General features: G+C 29.0%; 16 protein-coding genes and 2 tRNA genes. 7 read left to right on the top strand and 11 right to left on the bottom strand.

All coding sequences use genetic code 11. The annotated features are described in order from the left end of the window. Positions 1-177: 177 nt before the first annotated feature. Positions 178-4314: a hybrid sensor histidine kinase/response regulator transcription factor gene (locus MKD41_RS00795; protein ID WP_240243547.1), complete on the bottom strand. Its 4137-nt coding sequence runs from the start codon at positions 4312-4314 to the stop codon at positions 178-180. Between the two features lie 276 nt (positions 4315-4590). Between MKD41_RS00795 and MKD41_RS00790 the strand changes: the two genes are divergently transcribed. Continuing rightward, positions 4591-6924 carry a tetratricopeptide repeat protein gene (locus MKD41_RS00790; protein ID WP_240243546.1) on the top strand — a complete coding sequence of 778 codons (2334 nt, stop codon included), beginning with the start codon at positions 4591-4593 and terminating at the stop codon, positions 6922-6924. Between the two features lie 302 nt (positions 6925-7226). On the opposite strand, the gene MKD41_RS00785 is transcribed toward MKD41_RS00790, so the two are convergent. From MKD41_RS00785 to MKD41_RS00760, 6 genes are all read right to left on the bottom strand, one after another. Continuing rightward, positions 7227-7304 (bottom strand) — tRNA-Val (locus tag MKD41_RS00785). An 86-nt stretch (positions 7305-7390) separates the two neighbouring features. After that, positions 7391-7468: transfer RNA gene (locus tag MKD41_RS00780), tRNA-Val, on the bottom strand. Positions 7469-7662: 194 nt separating this feature from the next. After that, complete coding sequence (locus MKD41_RS00775; RefSeq protein WP_240243545.1) at positions 7663-8880, bottom strand: bifunctional folylpolyglutamate synthase/dihydrofolate synthase; 1218 nt, start codon at positions 8878-8880, stop codon at positions 7663-7665. 5 nt (positions 8881-8885) lie between these two features. Then, positions 8886-9719 carry an energy transducer TonB gene (locus MKD41_RS00770; RefSeq protein WP_240243544.1) on the bottom strand — a complete coding sequence of 278 codons (834 nt, stop codon included), beginning with the start codon at positions 9717-9719 and terminating at the stop codon, positions 8886-8888. Positions 9720-9782: 63 nt separating this feature from the next. Then, complete coding sequence (locus tag MKD41_RS00765) at positions 9783-10175, bottom strand: ExbD/TolR family protein (protein ID WP_240243543.1); 393 nt, start codon at positions 10173-10175, stop codon at positions 9783-9785. A gap of 85 nt (positions 10176-10260) precedes the next feature. After that, the gene (locus tag MKD41_RS00760) at positions 10261-10941 is read right to left on the bottom strand and encodes a MotA/TolQ/ExbB proton channel family protein (protein WP_371824144.1); all 681 of its coding nucleotides are present in this window, start codon (positions 10939-10941) and stop codon (positions 10261-10263) included. Positions 10942-11288: 347 nt separating this feature from the next. On the opposite strand from MKD41_RS00760, the gene MKD41_RS00755 reads away from it, so the two are divergent. Continuing rightward, entirely contained in the window at positions 11289-12431 is a 1143-nt protein-coding gene (locus tag MKD41_RS00755) for an acyl-CoA dehydrogenase (protein WP_240243542.1), read from the top strand. 189 nt (positions 12432-12620) lie between these two features. Here the strand turns inward: MKD41_RS00755 and MKD41_RS00750 are convergent, their stop codons facing one another. Together MKD41_RS00750 and MKD41_RS00745 are read right to left on the bottom strand one after the other, a co-directional pair. Continuing rightward, positions 12621-13070: a LexA family protein gene (locus tag MKD41_RS00750; protein ID WP_240243541.1), complete on the bottom strand. Its 450-nt coding sequence runs from the start codon at positions 13068-13070 to the stop codon at positions 12621-12623. Continuing rightward, the gene (locus MKD41_RS00745) at positions 13061-14314 is read right to left on the bottom strand and encodes a Y-family DNA polymerase (RefSeq protein WP_240243540.1); all 1254 of its coding nucleotides are present in this window, start codon (positions 14312-14314) and stop codon (positions 13061-13063) included. The genes MKD41_RS00750 and MKD41_RS00745 overlap by 10 nt, the downstream gene beginning before the upstream one ends. Before the next feature lie 108 nt (positions 14315-14422). Between MKD41_RS00745 and MKD41_RS00740 the strand changes: the two genes are divergently transcribed. The 5 genes from MKD41_RS00740 to MKD41_RS00720 are packed head-to-tail and all read left to right on the top strand — an operon-like array spanning position 14423 to position 19781. Continuing rightward, complete coding sequence (locus MKD41_RS00740) at positions 14423-15022, top strand: TetR/AcrR family transcriptional regulator (protein ID WP_240243539.1); 600 nt, start codon at positions 14423-14425, stop codon at positions 15020-15022. Positions 15023-15024: 2 nt separating this feature from the next. Continuing rightward, positions 15025-16395, top strand: coding sequence for a TolC family protein (locus MKD41_RS00735; protein ID WP_240243538.1), 1371 nt, complete (start codon positions 15025-15027; stop codon positions 16393-16395). A gap of 8 nt (positions 16396-16403) precedes the next feature. Continuing rightward, the gene (locus MKD41_RS00730) at positions 16404-17396 is read left to right on the top strand and encodes an HlyD family secretion protein (protein WP_240243537.1); all 993 of its coding nucleotides are present in this window, start codon (positions 16404-16406) and stop codon (positions 17394-17396) included. A 1-nt stretch (position 17397) separates the two neighbouring features. Further along, positions 17398-18567, top strand: coding sequence for an ABC transporter permease (locus tag MKD41_RS00725; protein WP_240243536.1), 1170 nt, complete (start codon positions 17398-17400; stop codon positions 18565-18567). Positions 18568-18569: 2 nt separating this feature from the next. Beyond that, positions 18570-19781 carry an ABC transporter permease gene (locus MKD41_RS00720; RefSeq protein ID WP_240243535.1) on the top strand — a complete coding sequence of 404 codons (1212 nt, stop codon included), beginning with the start codon at positions 18570-18572 and terminating at the stop codon, positions 19779-19781. A gap of 36 nt (positions 19782-19817) precedes the next feature. On the opposite strand, the gene MKD41_RS00715 is transcribed toward MKD41_RS00720, so the two are convergent. Then, a complete protein-coding gene (locus MKD41_RS00715; RefSeq protein WP_240243534.1) occupies positions 19818-20246 on the bottom strand; it encodes a DUF6526 family protein in 429 nt (142 codons plus the stop codon). Positions 20247-20482: 236 nt separating this feature from the next. Then, the gene (locus tag MKD41_RS16440) at positions 20483-20653 is read right to left on the bottom strand and encodes an ISAon1 family transposase N-terminal region protein (RefSeq protein ID WP_441328193.1); all 171 of its coding nucleotides are present in this window, start codon (positions 20651-20653) and stop codon (positions 20483-20485) included. Between the last annotated feature and the right edge of the window lie 275 nt (positions 20654-20928).

Here is a 20928-nt window from a genome sequence, read left to right as displayed (position 1 = left end):
TTATCTTATTTAAACTTGTTTAAACAATATCTATTCCAAAACAAAAAAATTTTTAGCCATATAGTTAAGAGATAGTTGCTTTTTAAGTTTAATGCCAAACTTAGTTACAAATACCTCTTATAATGTATTTCTAAATTATTTATATGTCTGTTAAGGTAAATAAGTTTAACTTAATAACTAAGAATTAAACTTTTTCTTAGTTTCTGCTGCGTACTTACCGGGTGTAGTATTGTATTTTTCTTTAAACAGTTTGGTAAAATGTGTGCGGCTTTTAAAACCAGTCATTACATACACTTCATTTACTGAAATTTTCTTTTGCAGTAAAAATTCAGCTGCTTTTTTTAATCTATAATTTTTAAGTAATTCAAACGGCGTTTGGTTAGTAAGCACCTTTACTTTTTGATAAAAATGAGTTCTATTTAAATACAATTCTTTAGCAAAAGAATTTAAATCTAAATTTTGATTATCTAGATTTTCTTTTATTAAATTATACAATTTTTCAAGAAAAACTTCATCTTTAGAGTTAGTTTCATCCCTATCAATATTCAAAGGAAAATCCATTTTATAACGCTCTCTAAGTTGTTTTCTATTTTGAAGAATCGATTCAATTCTAGTAATTAAATATTGAATATTAAAAGGTTTTTTAATATAAGAATCAGCACCATCTTTTAAGCCTTGTAATTGATCTTCAATAGCAGTACTAGCTGTTAATAAAATTACTGGAATATGACTTGTTTTAATATTAGATTTTATACGTTTACATAAATCAAACCCGTTCATTTCTGGCATTAAAACATCACTTACAACAACATCTGGCCATTCGTTTTCCATTTCATTAATACACTCTTTTCCGTTTACAAATGATTTTATTTGGAAAAAATTTGAAAGTACTCCAGAAACAAACTTTCTCATGTCACTATTATCTTCGGCAAAAAATATTTTCGAATTAGCAAATTCACTATTAACTTCAATTCCACTTAAATCATCATTGTTTTCAAAATTTTGATTTGGAGTATATGTTTTTTCTGCGGTTAATATTTCAAGTTCTTTTTCTTTTTGATATTCATTAAACTCTGTTTGTACAATTGGCAAAACTATTGTAAACTTAGTTCCTTCATTTAACTCACTTTCGGCTTTAATATAACCATAATGCATATCAACTAAACGTTTAGAAAAAGCTAAACCTATACCTGAGCCTCCAATATAGGTGTTGTGTTTTTTCTGAGATTGATAGAATCGTTCAAAAATATGCTCTATATCATCTTTATCTATTCCCCTACCAGTATCACAAACTTTTAACACTAAATTATTGTGTTCTTTTTTATATATAATTTTAATCGAATCCTTTGCTTTGGTATACTTAAAGGCGTTATTTAATAAGTTGTTTAATATTTTTTCTAGCTTATCTTTATCTGCAGACACATATATTTCATCGGATTCTCTTATAATTTCAATATTTTTGTTGTCATTATTTGCTAAAAATTTAAAATCTGTAAGCAACTCATTAATAAAGGTATCAAAACAAAAAGTTGAATAATGCATTTTTAACAAATTGGCATCAGACCTTTGGAAATCGTGAACTTGATCAACTAATTGAGAAATCTTTTTTGATTGTCGCTTAACTATTTCTAACTTTTCTTTTACATCTGCATTATTTTTAAAACGGTTTATTAAAATTGATATAGGTCCAGATATTAGAGTTAAAGGAGTTTTTATTTCATGTGATATATTAGAAAAAAATTGAAGTTTTGCCTTATTTAATTCTTTTACATTATTAATTTCTATTTGTTCTATTTGTACTTTATAGTTTAACGATTGAATTTTTAAAATAACTCTAACTATTAAAAATATAATTAACCCAATTAATAAAATATAAAGAAAATATGCCTTAGTTGTTTTCCAAAATGGTGGAGTAATTAGAATTTTTAACTTCTTTGGTTCTGTCCATTCATTTAATGAATTTGACGCCATAACATTTAATTCATAAGGCCCTGGCTGAAGTCCATTGTAATAAATTATTTTTTGACTAGAAGGCACTTCTACCCAATCTTCATTTATGGGTGATAATTTGTATCTTAATTTATGATTTTCGGGATTAGAAAAATGCAGACTTGTTAAATCTAAAGAAAATACATTCTCATTATACTTTAACTCTATTATTTCAGAATTGGTTAAATGTTTTTTTAATAAAACTCTATTATTAACAGTATCTCCAGGTAAAATTAATTTATTGAACAACTTAAAGTTTTCAAATTCTAATTTTGGAAGTTTTTCATCGTTTTTTATATTTTTTGGATTTATATAACAAAATCCGTCTAAACCAGAAAACAACATATTGCCATTTCCTAACCTACTTGCTGCAAACCAAAAATCCTCAAAAGGCAACCCATCAGAATCATTAAACCTTCTAAAACTAGCTTCTTTTGCATTGTATTTGTTGAGGCCTATATTTGTTGAAATCCATAAATTATAATCATCATCATATAAAATACTTTTTACAACATTATTAGACAAACCATTCTTTTCTGTATAAGCTATAAACTCAGGATTACTATCGCTATTTAAAACCTTACAAATCCCTCCACCTTCAGTTCCAACCCAAAGATCTTCATTAGGCAAACGAATAATAGATGTTACAAAATTACTTGATATAGATAATGGATTTTTAGCATCTTTTACATACCTGTCTATCTTTAAATCTTCAACCTTATCATTTTCTTTATAACTAATTCTAAATAAACCATCAGAATCGGCCCCTATCCATATATAATTATAAATTGGATCGGCATATATATAACGTGCGAGTGATAATTTTTCATCATTAAATAATACGTTTTTATTTAAGGATTCAACATTTATAATCTTATTATTTTTATTAAGTGATATTTTATAAACGTCATTATTTAATCCTATCCAAATATTTCCATATTTATCTTCCGTAAAAGAACGTATACCAATATTATCTGTTGTTGAAAGATTTTCTAAAACTACTTTCTCTAATAAAGATTCTCCATTTTTAAGTCTATATAAAAACTTTTCCCTATAAGCTCTAAACCATACATTTTTTTTAGAATCTACAAAAACAGAAGATATATTTAGCAACTGTTGCTTTGAAAGTTTTAAAGGAACTTTTTCAAACTTTTCTGTTTTGGTATTAAATAATGCCATACCTCCAAAACTCGCAGTTAAATAAACCCTATCATCATCTAAAGGAGCAACATGTGTTACACTATTTGTGAGCAATCCATGTTTATGTCCCATTTTTATATTATAATATTTAAACGGATTTTGATTAATATTAAATTTATAGAGGCCTTTATTAAAGGTTGCAGCCCAACAATAATTATTTTTTGTAGCAACTAAAGAACTCATTCTTAAAATTTTCATACCATCCTTAAATGATTTAATTTTAAAAGGAGGTAGATTCTTCAAAGAATTAACATCATCAATTTTAATTAACCCATCATTTAAAGTACCTAACCATAATTTTTGTAAAGGGTCTAATAATAAACTATTAAATTGATAATTTTCAAGAGATTTATGAACTAGCTTAAAATTAAATGCCCCATTTTTAATTTTAAAATCTACAAAAGCAACACCATTTAATAATGAAATTAGTAACGTTTCTTCATCTAATTTAATTACTGAGTTACAATAATCTATTTTATTTTCTAATAATTTTTTAAATTGCTTAGTCTTTAAATTAAAAAGAATTAAACCGCTTGAAGTGGTAAAAACATAGTTAGTGTTGTTTAACTTTATACCTTTATAAAACAAAATATTTTTATCAAAACTTTCTCCAGTTGGAATATATCGACCTATAAATGAGTGATCTTCATTAAATAAAGCAACACCATTCCCCTCAGTTAAACAAACTATTAAACCTAATTCTTTTGCAATTAAAATATTTCTAACAATAGGACCACTTGTATTTTTTCCTAGAAGTTGATTTGAATAAATCTTCTCAAATTTTTCTTTAGATACATCGTAAATAGAAACTCCTTCATCAGTTCCAAACCATAAATTTCCTTTCTCGTCCTCACTAATTGCTCTAACTCTATTGCTTATTAAAATATTCTGATCTATGGTATTTTTATATGTTTTCACCTCATATCCATCATACCTATTTATCCCATCATAAGTTCCAAACCATAAAAACCCTCTAGAATCTTCTAAAATTGAAGTTACCCCATTATGAGCTAAACCGTTAGAAATACTTAATTTTTCAGAATACTTAAGGGATTCTTCTTGTGCCGTTAACCCTATACAATAAAGTAAAATTGGAATTATTAGTAGGTAACTTTTCTTTAACATTTAGAAATAATCAAAAATTATATTAAAATATTTGTGATTTTACAAAAGTATAAATTTTTATGTTATTTATTTTCAATTATATTTTTGAATTTCTATTTAAAGAGCCCTTTAAAGTTTCTCACAACTTAACTTAAAATATAAAATCTCATTTTTAAAACTTTAATAGCCTTATTTCTAATAGAGTATTTTAATTAAAATTAAAACACAAATATTTACATCTATTTTGCTTAAATTAGCTCTTTAAAACGTAAATATTACATTTAATATTTTATTAAAATGAATGCAAAAGTAAATTCACCCAAACTCAATTACTTATTATTTAAATATTCAATTTTAGTTCTAAGTTTTATTTTTATTTCTTGTAACTCAAAAAAAGAAAGTGAATACTCTCCTCTTCAAATTGCATTAAACAATCATAAACACGATGAAGGTTTTATAGGCTCTAAAAATTGTATTGAGTGCCACCAAACTGAATACAATGAATGGATGGGATCAGACCATCAACTAGCTATGCAATTACCAACAGATAGTACTGTTTTGGGTGATTTTAACAATATAAAATATACAATTTATGGTGTAACTAGTACCTTCTTTAAAAAAGACAGCTTGTTTATGGTCAATACACAAGGACCTGATGGAAAATATGCCGATTTTGAAGTTAAATACACCTTTGGAGTTTACCCTTTACAACAATACTTAGTTATATTCCCTAAGGGTAGTCTACAAGTACTTACTCCTTTTTGGGATTCACGTTCAAAAGAAGATGGAGGTCAAAAATGGCAGCACTTATATCCTGATGAGTTTATAGCTTCACACGATGAACTAAATTGGGGTAGAGCTTTACAGAATTGGAATTATATGTGTGCCGAATGCCACTCAACCAATGTTAAAAAAAATTACAACCCAGATACACAAGCTTACAATACTACTTTTGATGAAATAAATGTTTCTTGTGAGGCTTGCCACGGACCAGGTGATCTACACGAAAAATGGGCAAAAGACACACTTCAAAATGTAGAAAATATGGGATTTGTCTTCGATATAATGGATAGAGACCCTAGTAGGTGGATTATAGATCCTGAAACTGCAAAAGTTACGCGTTCAAAACCTAGAACTTCAAATATGCAAGTAGAATGGTGTGGTCGTTGTCATTCAAGAAGAGCCCAACTAACAGATGAATATATCTTTGGAAAAGTACTTGAACATACACACCAAATAGCTTATTTAGATTATCCTTTATATAATGACGATGGTACTAACAATGACGAAGATTATGTGTATGGCTCTTTCCTACAAAGCAAAATGTACGCAAAAGGTGTCACTTGTAAAGATTGTCATAATGTACATAGTGGAGAATTAAAAGGTGGTAAAGAAAATGTTTGTTTTCAATGTCATATGCCTAGTAAATACAAAACCAAAGAACATCATAAACATGACGAAAACGGAACTGGAGCAAGCTGTATAAGTTGCCATTTACCAAAAATTACCATAATGGTAGTTGACCCGCGTTCAGACCACAGTATGCGAATTCCAAGACCTGATATTAGTGTAAAAACAGGAGCTGTAAATGCCTGCAATAATTGTCATACAGATAAATCTAACGAGTGGGCTGCTAAAGAATTTAAAAATTGGTATGGTAATAAATATGATACAATACCACATTATGGCTTTGCTTTTCATAATATAAGAACAAATAAACCAGATGCACAATCAGACTTAAATAAAGTTATTAATGATAAAGATATGGCTAATATTGTAGTTGGTACTGCAATTAGATTTCAAGATTATAACAACAACCCTTTAGCTTTTGAAAATTTAAAAATGGCACTAGCATCTACAAGTCCTTTAGTAAGACGAGCTGGATTAGAATCTTTAAGAAGTCTATCTAAGCAACAACAATACAAATATGCTTTACCTTTAGCTAATGATACCGTTTATGGTGTTAGACATATGGCCAACAGCTTAATTTATGACATACCTACAACAAATTTACCTACAAAGCAAAAACAAGTAGTTGATAAAGCAAGGAAAGAATACATCAATCAATTATTATATTGGCAAGATCGCTCTTTAGGATTATCATCTATAGGTGTTGCAGCTATAGGCTTAGGTAAATTAGATCAGGCTGAAGATTACTTTAAAAAAGCAGTGGCATTAGATACTTTAAATTTAATTGTAAAAATTAACTACGCTGACTTAAAAAGAATGCAAGGTAAAAATGAAGAATGCATTTCGTTATTAAAAGAAGTTATAGAAATAGATAAAACCTTTTCAATGGCATATCAAGCATTGGCTTTTGCTTATATTAGAATAGGTGATAAAACAAAGGCTTTTAAAACATTAGAAACCGCTAAGTCTGTAGTTAAAAATGATGCTCAAAATCACTACTATTATGCTGTAATGCAAAATGATTTAGGTAACAGCGAAGAAGCTATTAAAACCATTACAAAAGCTTTAAAAGAATATCCGAACAATGAACAGCTATTAACTTTAGCTTATTCTATTTATAAAAATAAAGGAGATTCTACTAAAGCTGAAAATGTTTTAAATACATTAATAAAAGTATTTCCACATAGTAATCAATACCAGCAAGTTAAAAATTTAAATTAATTATTTAAAATACATACTGTATATTAAGCAATTTCGTGTTTTCTTGTATAAAAAATCTTCTGCCCACTTCTAAACTTATAAAAAGTATTAGATAGAACCAGAAGATTTTTTTAATGTTAAAATTTGAAAAGTTATTTAAAAATGGATAGAACTCAATTTATAGGTGTTAAAAATGTAGAATTTTTCCTATATAGATTAACTACAATTTTTGCTTAAACACAACAATTAGGATTGATCCAGAATAAGCCTTTCACCAAAATATAATGCATAAAAAATCCTACTATTTCTAGTAGGATTTACTTTGGTGGGCAATGAGGGATTCGAACCCCCGACCCCCTCGGTGTAAACGAGGTGCTCTGAACCAACTGAGCTAATTGCCCTAAGCGGATGCAAATATATAACCTATTTTTAACTTCACAAAAGTTTTACATAAAAAAAATCCTACTATTTCTAGTAGGATTTACTTTGGTGGGCAATGAGGGATTCGAACCCCCGACCCCCTCGGTGTAAACGAGGTGCTCTGAACCAACTGAGCTAATTGCCCTAAGCGGATGCAAATATATAATCTATTTTTAATTTGCCAAAGGTTTTTGCTATAAAAATGACATATAATTAATTATTTTTTTTATTAAAAAAACAAAACGCTCTTTATCAATCTTTTAAAAAAAAAAATTTAATCACTTAATTTAATAAGTATTCAATAAAAATATTAAAAATATTAAAATACAAGCTAAATTATTAAACAACTTCAGCAACAACAAAAGTACTTCCTCCAATAAAAATTAAATCATTATCTGAAGCTTTTTTTAAAGCTTCTTTATAAGCAACTTGTACCGAGCTATATTTTTTTCCTTTTAAACCAAAAGATGTACATTGTAACTGTAGCTTTTCGGCATCTAATCCTCTTGGAATATCTGGCTTACAAAAATAATAAGTAGCATTTTTTGGAAACATAGGTAAAACTCCCTTTAGATCTTTATCATTTACAACTCCAAAAACAAAATGTAAGGTCTCAAATTCTTCATTTTGTAACTGAGTTAACACATAACCCAAACCTTCTTTATTATGCCCTGTATCGCATATAACTTTAGGTGAAGTATTTAAAAGTTGCCACCTTCCTAAGAGGCCTGTATTGTTTTTAACATTTAAGAGCCCTTGCTGTATATTTTCTTCTAAAATTCTAAACCCTTTTTCCTTGAGTACTTCAATAGTTTTTACAACAGTTTTTATATTATGCTGCTGATAACTACCTTTTAAGTCGGACAGATAATTAGCCTTGTAATTTTTTGAAGCCAAAAATAGCGGCGCATTTTTTTCTAAAGCAATTTTCTCGAATACTGGAAAAACTACCTCTTGAAATTCACCAATTACAACAGGAACAGCTGGTTTTATTATTCCTGCCTTTTCAAAAGCAATTTCGGGTAATGTTTCCCCTAAAAATTGTGTGTGATCTAACCCTATATTTGTAATTACAGAAACTTCTGGAGTTATAATATTTGTTGAATCTAACCTTCCGCCTAAGCCTACTTCAATAATTGCGATATCTACTTGTTGTTTTGCAAAACATTCGAAAGCTAAACTAACCGTCATTTCAAAAAAAGACAACTGATGCGTGGTTAAAAATTCAGTATTCTTTTTTATGAAATTTATGACATCAATTTTACGAATAACTGTACCATTAATTTTAATACGCTCTCTAAAATCTTTTAAATGTGGAGACGTATATAAACCAACTTTATAACCTGCTTCTTGTAAAATTGAAGCTAACATATGACTGGTAGATCCTTTGCCATTTGTACCAGCTACATGAATGGTTTTAAACTTTTTTTCTGGAAAATTTAAATGTTTAGATAAGGCTAAACTATTGGTTAAATCTTTTTTAAAAGCGGTGTTTCCTTGCCTTTGATACATTGGCAACTGAGAAAACATCCAACTAAGGGTGTTGTTATAATTCATTAAAATTATTTAGATAACGAAAATCTATATTTTATAGTACCTACTTGTTTAGATGGAGCATTAGAATCTGCCTGCCAGGTAGTTTTTAAAGCTGCTTCCCTTGCCTGTGTTAATAAACAAGTTGCTGTATTTGTAGACCCTTTTACACCTGCAGTAGCTTTAATTACACGGCCGTTAGTATCTACTTCAATACTAACAACAACTAAACCTTCTTCATTACAAATATAATTTGGCTTTGGCCTGTTTAAAGGTTTTCTACCACCTAAGTTATAATCACCTTCTCCTCCTCCGCCTCCATTTCCATAGTATCCACTAGCATTAGGGTCTCCAGTTATTTTACCTTTATCACCAGCTTCATTGTCATTTCCTTCACCACCTGTTGCAGTTCCTTCAGAATTGCTAACACCACCAATTAAAGCATCTAATTTTTTTCTTTTTTCTGCTTCTTCGGCTTTTTGTTTAGCAATTGCGGCTTGTTTTTCTCGTTCTATCTTTTCTTTTTGAAGTTTGGCTTGTTTGGCAATCTCTTCTGCTTTTTTCTTAGCTTCTTCTTTCTTTTTTATAGCGATGGACTCTTCACTCTCTTGCGTAGCTACATCTTCAGAAACTTCTTCTACTTCTTCAACTGTACTTTCTTCAACAACTTCTTCTTTAATTTCCTCTTGTACTTCTTCTATCTCTTCTTCAACTTGTTCTGGAGCTGGTGCCAAAGGTTCTTTTGGTTGCACATTTCCTTGCCCTACATTTGAAGTACCAAAATTAACTGCTATTCCATATTCTTCAGGTGGATCTAAATAAGTCATTCCAACAAAAAACATTAGAATTAATAACAAGCACATTATAGCGCTAGTTATAGCGACGGATTTTCTTTTATGTTTTGTATTTAAAAAGCTGAACATTTTTTATTTTGGTCTTACTGCTAATATTACTTTAAATCTGTTTCTATTTGCAATATCCATAATTTTTACAGCTTTTTCGATAGGAACTCCTTCTTCTGCTCTTAAAACTATGGTTGGATTGTCTTTACCTGCTAATACTTTTAACAAGTCTTGTTCCAAACTGTTTTCATTTACCTTTTTACTATCAATATAATAGGTTAAATTTTTTGTGATACTTACAGCCGTTGATTGTCTATTTTCGGTTTTACCACTTGCTTTAGGCAATAAAATATCTAAAGCACTAGTTGTAACCAATGTTGAAGTAATCATAAAAAAAATGAGGAGTAAAAACACAATATCTGTCATAGACGACATGTTAAAATTTGGATTTACTTTATTTCTACCTCTAATATCCATTTGCTTTATTTATTATTGAAAATTGAAAAATTGAAAATCTTCATTTAATCTTTCAATTTTTTAATGTTTTAATCTTTGAATAATTTTAAATTGGCTCGTTTAATAAATCTAAAAACTCAACAGATTTTGCCTCCATTTCATATACAACTTTATTAGTTCTAACTACTAAATGATTGTATTGTATGTACGAAATAATACCTACAATTAAACCAGCCACAGTAGTTGTCATAGCAGTATATAATCCATCTGACAGCATTTTAATATCTATTTGGCCACCTGCATTTGCAATTTCGTGAATTGCTACAATCATACCAATTACGGTTCCTAAAAACCCAATCATAGGTGCAGCCCCAGCAATAGTTGCTAATACAGGAACATTTTTTTCTAATTTATAAATCTCTAATCTACCCGCATTCTCAATAGCCGAATTAATATCAGCTAAAGGTTTTCCAATTCTAGAAATTCCTTTTTCAATTAAACGTGAAGCTGGAGAATTAACCTGTGCACATAACACTTTTGCTGCATCTAATTTACCATGTGAAACGTGATCTCTAATCTGATTCATAAAATTACTATCGGTTTTTGCAGCTGCTTTTATGGCAAAAAATCGTTCAAAATATATGTATAGCGCAACAGCCAATAATACAATTAAAATAGCAATAATAACTTGACCTCCAACGCCTCCATCCATAATTAATTTATAAATTGAAAGTGTTTTTTCTTCAGAAATAGTTTCGTTTAACAAATCGTCTGAATTTTGTAACATTGTTAATAACATAGATTATTCTTTATTTTATTTTTCTTTAACGATGATAATAATTTAAAATTGTATTAAAAACATAAATACACTGTTTGTTAAAAGAAATGTATTATTTCAATTTTTACAGCAATATACTTTTATAGTTAAAACCACTGTAATTTCTTTTTTAATATAATTACTAATGAGGCTGTAAATATACTAAAATCTAATACGTATTTTAACAAGTTTTTTTTAAGAAGTATAATTCTTTTCATACCTATATTTCTCCGCCTTTACATTTTTAATAAAAAACAATCTAAAAAAAAACTTATATTTGTGTATAAGCAACTTTTTACTAATAACTTTTATCAATTATGGATTTTAACTTTACAGAAGAACAAATAATGATACGCGATGCTGCACGTAATTTTGCTCAAAAAGAACTATTACCAGGTGTAATTGAACGCGACGAACAACAACAATTTCCAGCTGAACAAGTAAAAAAAATGGGAGAACTTGGTTTTCTAGGAATGATGGTTGATCCTAAATATGGAGGAAGTGGTTTAGATACTGTTTCGTATGTATTAGCAATGGAAGAAATTTCTAAAATTGATGCGTCAGCTTCGGTAATAATGTCTGTAAACAACTCATTAGTATGTTGGGGATTAGAAACTTATGGAACCGAAGAACAAAAACAAAAATATTTAGTTCCATTAGCTACTGGTGAAATTATTGGTGCATTTTGTTTAAGCGAACCTGAAGCCGGTTCTGATGCTACTTCTCAAAAAACAACAGCTATAGACAAGGGCGATTATTACCTTTTAAACGGTACAAAAAATTGGATTACAAATGGTAATAATGCAAGCGTTTATTTAGTTATTGCACAAACAGATGTTAGCAAAGGACATAAGGGTATTAATGTTTTAATTGTTGAAAAAGGAATGGATGGCTTTGTTGTAGGACCAAAAGAAAATAAATTAGGAATTCGAGGTTCAGATACACATTCTTTAATGTTTACCGATGTAAAAGTACCTAAAGAAAATAGAATTGGAGAAGATGGCTTTGGTTTTAAATTTGCAATGAAAACACTTGCTGGTGGAAGAATTGGAATTGCATCCCAAGCATTAGGAATAGCTTCTGGAGCTTACGAATTAGCTTTAAAATATTCTAAAGAACGTAAATCTTTTGGCAAAGAAATAAGCAAACACCAAGCTATTGCCTTTAAATTAGCCGATATGGCAACTCAAATTGAAGCTGCGCGTATGTTATGCTTAAAAGCTGCTTGGGAAAAAGATCAAAAGTTAAATTACGATTTAAGTGGAGCAATGGCTAAATTATATGCGGCAGAAATGGCAATGGCAATTACTATTGAAGCCGTTCAAATTCACGGTGGTTATGGTTTTGTTAAAGAATACCACGTAGAACGTTTAATGCGAGATGCTAAAATTACACAAATTTACGAGGGCACTTCAGAAATTCAAAAAATTGTTATTTCACGAAGTGTTTTAAATAATTAATATAATTTGGGCGTGCCGGCAAAAAAATTGCCGTCGCGTCTTCCGTTAAATCTTTTGCAAAAAAGCAAAAGGATACCACTTCAACCGCTCACGCATTCCACTCATACTCCATAACTCATAACTCTTAACTCTTAACTCTTAACTCAATATTACACCTTTTCAACCTTTAAACTATAAATCTTTCAACTTTTAAACTTTCTTAACCACATAAGTAACAATTCCCCAAATAATTAATTCGTTTTCAGCTGTTACCTTTATAGGTTTATAATTGCTATTTTCTGGCATTAAATACATACAATCTTTTTCAACTTTTAAGCGTTTAATCGTAAATTCACCATCTAACATACACACAGCAATTTTTCCATCTCTAGTTTCAATACTTCTATCTATTACTAATAAATCGCCATCTTCAATATTGGCATCAATCATAGAGTTTCCTCTTACACGCGCATAAAAAGTAGCATTTTCGTTTTGTACTAATTCTTTATCTAAACTGATTCTAATTTCCTTAAAATCTTCAGCAGGCGAAGGAAAACCAGCTGCAATATCTTCATTTACAATTGGCCGTTTTATATGTACCGATTTTTCTGGAACATAAAACATTAATTTATCAGTTGCTATTTCTTTTTTTAATCGCATTTAATTTCTATTATTTCATCAATTACCGTTGTATATCTTGGCGACAAATGCTCTTGTTTCATTTTCCAAGTTTTATCTAAATTTTGATTTGCTATTTTAATTTTTGGAGTTCTGTATTTTAAATTTATACGGTCCATAACTTTCATTAAAACTTTATGTTTAGGCGCTTCGTCTAAAAATAAAGAAAACTGATGTACTTTTTCTGGGCGAATTCCCATAACATTTACACCTGCTTTTTTATAATTATATCCTTTTTCATATAATTGTTGAAGACCTTTAATTGCAAAATTACAAATAGTAATACTAGAATTTGTAGCATACGGTAAATGTACCACCATTCCAACATTTCGCTTTATTTCTGTATAACTACTAGTTCTTAAAAAAACGTATAAATAAGTACACTCCGACCTTTGATTTCTTAATTTTTGAGCACATGAATTTGCAAACGTAGCAATACGTTCTTTTATAGGTTCAAAATCTCGCAAGGCTTTTTCAAAAGTACGCGTAGTAGATATATTTTGTTTGTCCTGTATTTTTTCAGCTCCAATAACCTCTATACCCGATAAGTCTTGCTTTAATCGTAAACCAACAACTGAAAACTGTTTTTTTACAAATTGATCTGGTAACTGCGTAAATTGATAAGCCGTATTAATGTTTAATTGTTTTAGTTTTTTTGCAATACGCCTCCCTATTCCCCAAACATTTTCAACTTTTGTCCATTTTAAGGCTTTAATTCGTTGTTCTTCCGAAGCAATAACATACACTCCTTTTGTTCTGTCTGTAAATTTTTTCGCAATTTTATTTGCTACTTTAGATAGCGATTTTGTAGGTGCTACACCAATACTAACTGGAATTCCTACCCATTTTTCAACAGTTTTTTTAATTTTTAAAACATACGCTTCTAAATCTTCATCTTTAATATGATCTAATTTAAAAAAAGCTTCATCTATAGAATAGACTTCAACATCTGGCGAAAATAGCCGAATAATATTCATTACCCGTGTACTTAAATCTCCGTATAATGAATAATTTGACGAAAACACATGAATGTTATTTTCTTTAAAAACAGCTTCGTACTTAAAAGCTTCTGCTCCCATAGGAATTAAATCCTTTACTTCACTGCTGCGCGCTATTACACAACCATCATTATTAGATAAAACCACTATGGGTTTCCCTATTAAATTAGGCTTAAATACACGCTCGCAAGAGGCATAAAAACTATTACAATCTAAAATAGCATACATGCGTCTAAATTATAAAGAATATCGTTTATAAATAAAAAAATTAAAAAAATAATTAATGAATGAATGTTTATTCATATATTTGCAGTCAGATTTTAATTTTTAAAATAAATGGCTAGAAAAATAGATGAAGAGAAATTGGCTCGTATAAAACAAGCAACTATGAAAACCATTGTTGACTGTGGAATAGAAAAAACTACTATCGCTATGATTGCTAAAAATGCAAATGTTAGTGGTGGTTATTTATACAGACTTTACAGTGGTAAACAAGCGTTGATTGATGAATTATATTTTGATAAAATTAACTCTATAATAGGTGAATTAGAATTTCTAATTAACTTAAAACACACAAGCATCGCTCCTATTATCAAAATCTTTATTCAAAACAGATTTGTATTTGCCATAAACGAAACTGAAGCCTCCAATTTCTTTTACCAACTATTACACAATGATAACTTTATAATACCAGATATTTTAAAAGATAAAGGCTTGTCTTTAATGCAAGAACTTTTAAATATTGGTAAAAAATCTGGTGAAATTGGCAAAAATGTTGGAATTCTAGATTTAAGTTATCACATACTTATTTATGCCATAGATTATGTTCATTATAAAAAGAATAATTTTTTAGGTATTGAAGAAGAAGACCCTTACAAAGATAAGGTTAACTACATTACAAATAACATTTTAAATATACTAAAACAAGATAATTAACAATGCTTACTCATTTAAATTTGGTGTTAAAACCAACTGTAAAAAAAATTACATTTTTATTAGTTTTTATTACTGCCAGTATTACGGCGCAAGAGTTATCACTAAAAGAAGCTTACAGTTTAATGCTTTCAAAAAATGGTGATTTAAATGCTTCTCAAGAAGAAGTAAATGCAAAACAGGAAGAGCAAAAAGCAGTACAGGGATTAGGGTACCCGTCACTTAGTGTTTCTGCAACTTATTTAAATTTAGACAACGATATAGAAGTCGATTTAAATGAACAACGTACAATGGTTAGCGGACTTCTTGGTGTCGCCGACCCTTCGGTATTAGGAGATTGGAATTTTACATTGCAAGATAAAAATTTAGGTTTTGCATCAGCAGATATTAATTGGCCAATATTTGCTGGAGGAAAAATAAATGCTGCAAATAAAGCTTCAAAAATTAAATATGAGCTTTCAGAAAACCACCATAAAATAAAAACGAATGCTTTAACAATTCAATTAATCGATTATTATTTTAAACTTAAGCTGGCCAAAGAAGCAGAAGATTTACGTCAAAAAGTGTATGAAACAATACAATTGCACAACGATCACGCTACTAAATTATTTGAAAACGGTATAATTCCTGAAGTAGAAACTTTAAATGCAAAAGTTGCTTTATCTAATGCTAAACGCGAGTTGTTAGCTGCGCATAAAGATGTTTCTTTAGCTACCACAGCCATTAAAAACTTAATTGGTGACGCAACGTTTAATACAACTTCTACAGATTTTATAAGTCCACTAATACAACCTTCATTAAATGAATTTCAACAAGAAATGATTCAAGAAAATGAACAATTAAAGTTTTTAGAAAAAAATGAAAAACTAGCTGAAGTTGGCATTAAAGTTGAAAACAGTGAATATTTTCCAAAAATAGCCTTATTTGGTAAGCATACGTTTTGGAAAAATAACTTATCACTTTTAAAAACAAAATGGTTAGTTGGTGTTGGTGCTTCTTGGGAATTGTTTAATGGCTTTGAAAGAGAACATAAAATTAAAGCCGCAAAACATAAAGTTTTACAAGTTCAAGAATTAGAAAAACAAGCAAAATTAAATTTATTGACCTATACCGAAAAGCTATATAACGAATTAGAAAAACAACGAGAGCAATACAATAGTTTAGAAGCAGATTTAGCTTTAGCTGAAAAATTAAAGTATATGAGAACTCGTGCTTTTGAAGAAGGAACAGGTACTTCTCTAGAAGTTATTGATGCAACACTTCAATTAACTCAAATAAAATTATTTAAAATGAAAGCGCTTTACCATTATAATACAACCTATGGCGAATTAATGGTAAGTCTAAATAAAACAGAAAATTTCTTGAATCAAATTTAAAATCGAAAATGAAAAATTCAAAAGTTATAAAATCAGCTGTCACTACCATTATTATTTTAATTTTAGTGCTAACAGGAATATGGTTTATTAGCAAACCAAAAACAACTATTTTGCAAGGTAGAGTTGAAGCTAAAGAAATATATTTATCTTCAAAATTACCAACACGTTTAAAATCTATTGAAGTAAAAGAAGGTACAAGTGTAACAAAAGGACAATTATTAGCTACCTTAGAAAGTCCAGAAATAGATGCTAGAGAATTACAAGCTCTAGCCGCTAAAGATGCTGCAAATGCACAAAAAGATAAAGCTAGAAATGGCGCAAGAAAAGAAGAAATAAATGCTTATAAAAGTTTATATGAAAAAGCAACAGCAGGTGCAAATGTTATGTTGAAATCATACGAACGCATTGAAAATTTATTTAAAGATGGTGTGGTTTCGGAACAACAAAAAGATGAAGTTTTTGCTAAAAAAGAAGCAGCTTTAAACGATCAAAAAGCAGCGTATAACAAATATCAATTAGCTTTAAAGGGTGCAAGAAGTGAAGATATTGAAGCTGCAAATGCTTTAGTTAGAAAAGCTGAAGGAGCTTTAAGTGAGTTAGAAAGTTATAAAAACGAGCGTTTTATTATAAGTCCTATAGATGCAGAAGTATTGGATTTTTTACCTGAAGAAGGCGAATTAATTGGAGCTGGTTATCCTGTAGCCCACTTGGTAGATTTATCAAATTCTTACGCCATAGTAAATGTAAAGGAAACAGATCTTTATAATTTTAAAAAAGGCTCAGAGTTTAAGGCTACGGTTCCTGCTTTAGAAAATAAAGAAATTACTTTTCAAATTTATTATGTAGCTGCTTTAGGTGATTATGCTACTTGGAATGCCACAAAATCTACTGGTGATTTTGACATTAGAACTTTTGAAATAAAAGCAACGCCAAAAACTTCAGAGACAGAATTACGCCCAGGGATGAGTATTTTAATTGATTATTCACAATTTAATAAATAAAATGAAATCGTATTTACATATTGTAAAACGCGAATTTAGAATGTTATTTCATAACAAGTCTATGTTTATTTTTGCGGTAATATTACCATTTGTTTCTATGCTATTTTTCCTTAGCTTATTAAATAATGGTGTTGCCCGAGATTTACCAATAGCTGTTATAGATCTAGATAATTCTTCAACTTCAAGAAATATAATTAGTCAATTAGAAGCAACTCCAGAATTAAAAGTGGCTTTTAAACCTACTAGCCAATTAGAAGGCGAAAAATTAATTCAAGAATTAAAAGTTTATGGGCTAGTTACTGTTCCTAAAAATTTTGGTAAAGATCTTAATCAAGGAAAACAAGTTTCTATTATCAATCAATTTAATAGTAACTTGTTATTGGCTTCTGGATTAGAAAATAAAGCGTTTAAAAAGGCTATTGGAATTATATCTGCTGGTATAAATGTTCAAAAACAACTAAAAAAAGGTGTTTATATTGAGCAAGCTAAAACCAATTATCAACCAATAACCCAAAATAATCACGTATTTGCTAATCCATATACCAATTACTCCTATTATTTAAATTCGGGATTTTTAACCCTCTTTTTCCAAATATTTGTAATACTGACCACTATTTATTGTTTTGGAAACGATTTAAAATTCAATAAAGGAGAAAAGCTTTATAATATAGGAAAAGGCAATATAACAACAATAGTTTTGGGTAAAATTACGCCTTATACGCTGTGGTTCTTTTTAGTTGGCATCATACTTTTAATTACCATGTTTGTTTTTGAAGATTTTCCTTTACATGGAAATAAAGCCGTAGTTTTACTCTCTTTATTTCTATTAATAACAGCATCACAAGCTTTTGCTATTCTATTTTTAGTAATAGGAAAAAGTTTTAGAGAAGCACTAACATTTGGATCTGGTTTTGCTGCTGTGGGTTTATCCTTTTCTGGAATTACGTTTCCAATATTTGGTATGCCTAAAGTATTACAGTGGATGAGTGAATTATTTCCGTTTACACATTTCTTAGATTTATTTTTAGATCAAACGCAAAGGGGAATACCTGTGTATTACTCATTTTATTCCATTTGCGCATTGGTTGTATTAACAATTGCACCTCTTTTATTAAGTTACAATAAGCTAAAAAAACTTTTAAAGCAGGGAGCTTTTCTTCAACGTATTTAATAATGAAAAATTTATATAAAAAATATCATAGAGTTCAGGTTTCATTTAAAAATACATTTATTACAGAATGGAATGCTATAAAATCTGACAAAGCTGTAATTAGTACATTTCTTTTAGTAACATTTGGTATTTTAACAATATACACATACATCTATTCTAAAGAAGTTATTACAGATGTTCCTGTAGCTATTGTAAATCAAGATAGCTCTAAAACAAGTAGAGATTATATTGCAATGCTAGATGCTTCGGAAGGCACAAAAACAATTACAAATTACACCGACATTCAAGAAGCTAAAAGAGATTATTATGCTAAAAAAGTGATGGGAATTGTAATTATTCCTAAAAACTTTGAAAAAGATATTAGAAGCGGAAAACAAACAACTATTACGTCTTTTTCCGATGCTTCAAATATGATTTTTTATAAAAAAGTATTAGTTGATATTACAGTAACAACAGGAACTTTTAATGCAGGAATTGTTATAAAAAAGGATATGTCTAGTGGTACGCCTATAGCAATTGCAAAGAAAAATTATAGTCCAATACAGCCTATTTCTACAAGCTTATTTAATACATCTGCTGGATATGCAACATATTTAATACCAATACTTACAGCTTTAATAGTTCAATTGGTAATATTAATGGGAATTGGTATTATTAATGGCTCTAGAAAAGAAGATAAATCTATACATACTAATTTCCCTAGATTGTTACATAAAGGCGGAACAGTGCCGGTTTTATTAGCCAAAGCTAGTTTGTATTCGTTAATATTTGCGGTTATATTACCTATTCAAATTGGAATAATCTATACCATATTTGATATTCCTATTAGAGCGTCTTTAGGTGAAATTTATTTGTTTTCATTACCATATTTAACAGCTGTAATTTTCTTAGGAATTGCAATTAGTAGTCTTTTTAAAAGACGAGAAGATTCTACAATATTTTTAGTATTATTATCTGTACCGTCTTTAATGTTAAGCGGGTTGTCTTTTCCTATGGAAGGATTCTCTGTTTTTTACCAGCAGTTAGCAAAACTATTGCCATCAACATCTGGAATTACAGGTTTTGTAAAATTAATTCAAATGGAAGCCACTTTTAATGATGTTATTTATGATTGGTATCGCTTATGGGCGCTTACTATAATTTATTTTATAATAGCGGTAATAACACTAAAAGTAAGAGCTTATAATGAAAAAAGAAATTTTAAATATTCTTAACTATAAATCATTATAAGCTATTTATAATGATTTATATTAAACCCTATAAGTATCGGGTTTCCAATTATTAATTGCTTTTTTAATTTCTTTTTCTGATAAATTTTCATTCAACACTCTATCTACCAAAGCTACAAATTCATCATCTGAAGCAAAGCGCAAACCTATAATTTGACGCGTTGTAATTTTATCTGGCATTGTATTTCCTGTTAAAATAAAGTATCGTAATTTTTCTTCAGCTCTAATAGCTCTATCTTGGGCTTTTAAAGCGAAAGCTCTTATATAATACATCATAAAAAAAAGAATAAACGGAATAAAAACTAACAAATAAGCTCCGTAAGTTGTGCTTACATCAGATTTCATTAAATTTCTAAAAGAGCCAATAAGTAAAGCTACAATTAATACAAATAAAATACCGTGAAAGCCAAAAACCAATCTACTATGGCTTTTATAATTTTGATTTTTCATAATTAAGTAAAAGAATTAATATTTGTAAATATAATCTATTTATCTAAAAACATTTAAAACTAAGCAGTAATTGATGTTCTTTCAAAAAAAATTGTAGTACAAGCGCTAGTTGTTGGGGTAATATTAAAAAATACCAAAACTAAACGAGCCGCTTAAAAATGTAATCATTTTTGTAGGAATACCAAATTCTAGTATCTACTAATTTCTTTTAAAAAAGAAGCGAGCTCATTTGTCATTCACGTTCCCTGTGCTACTAAATTCCAGTCATCTTTAGATTCCTTATCCAGCCATCTGCGACGCTTTACATGTAAATAAACTGTATTACCTCTAAATGGAAAATCTTGAATAGTTACTTCTTTGTGGAATCCGTAAGCTACTAAGATACTAGTAAATTCTTCTTTTGGCACTATATTACGTTCTTAAAATATAGCTGCATTACTTCACCTTTTTTAGTACTCTTAACTAAATCTAAGTGATTGATCAGAAATTCTGGTAAGATGAATTTCAGTAGGTCTAGATAATTGTCCAAATATTTTTTTTACAAAAATCTAACTTTTTTTCATTTCACACACAACTTTTGAGAATGAGTCAATATAAATAGAAAATAAAGATTAGAGTTGAAATAGTAATAAAAGATATAATAGTAAAAATAAAAAAAAGGGTATAAAAAAACCTTCAATAA

This window comes from Lutibacter sp. A64, assembly GCF_022429565.1.
Lineage (GTDB): Bacteria > Bacteroidota > Bacteroidia > Flavobacteriales > Flavobacteriaceae > Lutibacter.
Note: the sequence above shows the minus strand (reverse complement) of the source record. Positions and strands in the feature narration are given on the sequence as shown.